Origin of the sequence: Chloroflexus sp., from assembly GCF_034432675.1 — a bacterium.
Lineage (GTDB): Bacteria > Chloroflexota > Chloroflexia > Chloroflexales > Chloroflexaceae > Chloroflexus.
The window spans coordinates 1-2,112 of record NZ_DAOUBI010000008.1 but is presented as its reverse complement, the minus strand read 5'-3'; the positions used below and the strand labels follow the sequence as shown (position 1 = coordinate 2,112).

Below are 2,112 nucleotides of genomic sequence, written 5' to 3'. Positions count from 1 at the left end.
GCCACCGGGCAGGAACCGCCCTGTGCCGCGCTGCGCTCACTCCTACCCCCTACCCCCCTACCGGCGCCACCGGGGAGGAACCGCCCTGTGCCGCGCTGCGCTCACTCCTGCTCACCCCTACCTGATGGTGGACGGGCGCCAGCACGCTCTCACCCTACACCCACCGTGCTAACACCACCGGGCAGGTTGAGCGAATGTCCCCTCTGCGTTGCAGCGATATTCTCCTCCACCATCCCACAGCAGACCCGTGGGCAACCGCTCCCATCTCCACTTGTCGAAGCAGCCATTCGGCGCTACTATAGCACCAATCGGCAATGAATGCCATCCATTGTACAGGGAGGTACACTATGAACCGCATCGTGCGGGCGCCACGTGGCACAACATTGACCTGTGCCAACTGGCAGATTGAAGCGGCCTATCGCATGATCCAGAACAACCTCGATCCCGATGTCGCCTTCGACCCCGATCATCTGATCGTTTACGGTGGACGCGGGCGAGCGGCCCGCAACTGGGAGTGTTTCGCTGCCATCCTTGCCACCCTCCGCCGACTCCGTCCCGACGAGACGCTGATTGTGCAATCGGGGAAGCCGGTCGCTGTCTTCCGTACTCACACCGATGCCCCCCGCGTGCTGATCGCCAATGCCAATCTGGTGCCGGCCTGGGCCACGCAGGCCAATTTCGACCGCTGGGAAGCTGCCGGGTTGACGATGTACGGGCAGATGACCGCCGGAAGCTGGATTTATATCGGTACCCAGGGTATCCTGCAAGGCACCTACGAGACCTTCGGTGCGCTGGCGCACTCGGCAGGCTGGGGAACACTCCGCGGCAGGCTGGTCGTCACTGCCGGTCTCGGTGAGATGGGTGGTGCGCAACCGCTAGCCGTGACCCTGAATGAAGGTGTGGTTATCGCGGTCGAGATTGACCGCTGGCGGGCAGAGCGTCGCCTGCGCCTGCGTCAGGTGGATCGCCTGAGCGATGATCTCGAAGAGGCGATGACCTGGGCCGAAGAGGCACGGGCGAGCGGCACGCCGCTTTCGATTGCGCTGATCGGTAACGCAGCCGAGCTACTGCCTGAGATGCTGCGCCGTGGTGTGGTTCCCGATGTGGCGACCGATCAGACCAGCGCCCACGATGTGCGTTACGGCTATATCCCTGCCGGATTGTCACTCGCCGAAGCTGCCGAACTACGCGAACGCGACCCCGCCGAGTATGACCGGCGTGCGATGGCGTCGATGGCCGAACACGTGCGTACTCTGCTGGAATGGCAGCGCCGTGGCAGCATCGTCTTCGATTATGGCAACAACCTCCGCCAGCGTGCCTTCGATGCCGGCGTTCACGATGCGTTTAACTATCCTGGCTTTGTCCCGGCCTACATCCGACCTCTCTTCTGCGAAGGCAAGGGGCCGTTCCGCTGGGTGGCCCTCTCCGGTGATCCCGAAGACATCTACATCACCGATCGCGCCATCGCCGAACTCTTCCCCCACGACGAACACCTCGGTCGCTGGCTGCGCCTTGCCCGCGACCACGTCGCCTTCCAGGGTCTCCCCGCCCGCATCTGCTGGCTGGGCTACGGCGAACGGGCACAAGCCGGCTTGCTCCTGAACGACCTGGTTGCTCGCGGCATCGTCAAAGCCCCGATTGTCATCGGTCGTGACCATCTCGACGCCGGTTCGGTCGCCAGTCCCAACCGCGAAACCGAAGGCATGCGCGACGGCTCCGACGCTATCGCCGACTGGCCGCTGCTCAACGCCCTGATCAACGCGGTCGGTGGTGCCACCTGGGTCAGCATCCATCACGGCGGTGGCGTTGGGATTGGCTACAGCATCCACGCCGGCCAGGTCATCGTCGCCGATGGCACTCCCGAAGCCGCCCGCCGCATCGAACGGGTGCTAACCACCGATCCCGGTATGGGCGTCGTCCGCCATGCCGATGCCGGCTATCCCGAAGCCATCGCGTTTGCCCGTCGCCACGGGATTGACATGCCAATGCTGGACTGAGCTGGTCGTGTTGCCGGGGTTATCGCTCTCCCGCGGCACCCGGCCCCGGCCCAACCCCGGCCCGCCATATGCGAGAGTGCTGAACGGCGCACGCACGTATCCGTCACCACAGGGG

Annotated in this window: 1 protein-coding gene; it reads left to right on the top strand. The window is 64.6% G+C overall.

The features are described 5' to 3' along the window. Window positions 1-347 precede the first annotated feature (347 nt). Window positions 348-1,997: a urocanate hydratase gene (hutU, locus tag VAE55_RS01095; RefSeq protein WP_322813985.1), complete on the top strand. Its 1,650-nt coding sequence runs from the start codon at window positions 348-350 to the stop codon at window positions 1,995-1,997. The last annotated feature ends 115 nt before the right edge of the window (window positions 1,998-2,112 follow it).

Coding starts and splice junctions, on each gene's coding strand:
- hutU (WP_322813985.1), top strand. CDS start 348: ATGAACCGCATCGTGCGGGCGCCACGTGGCACAACATTGACCTGTGCC.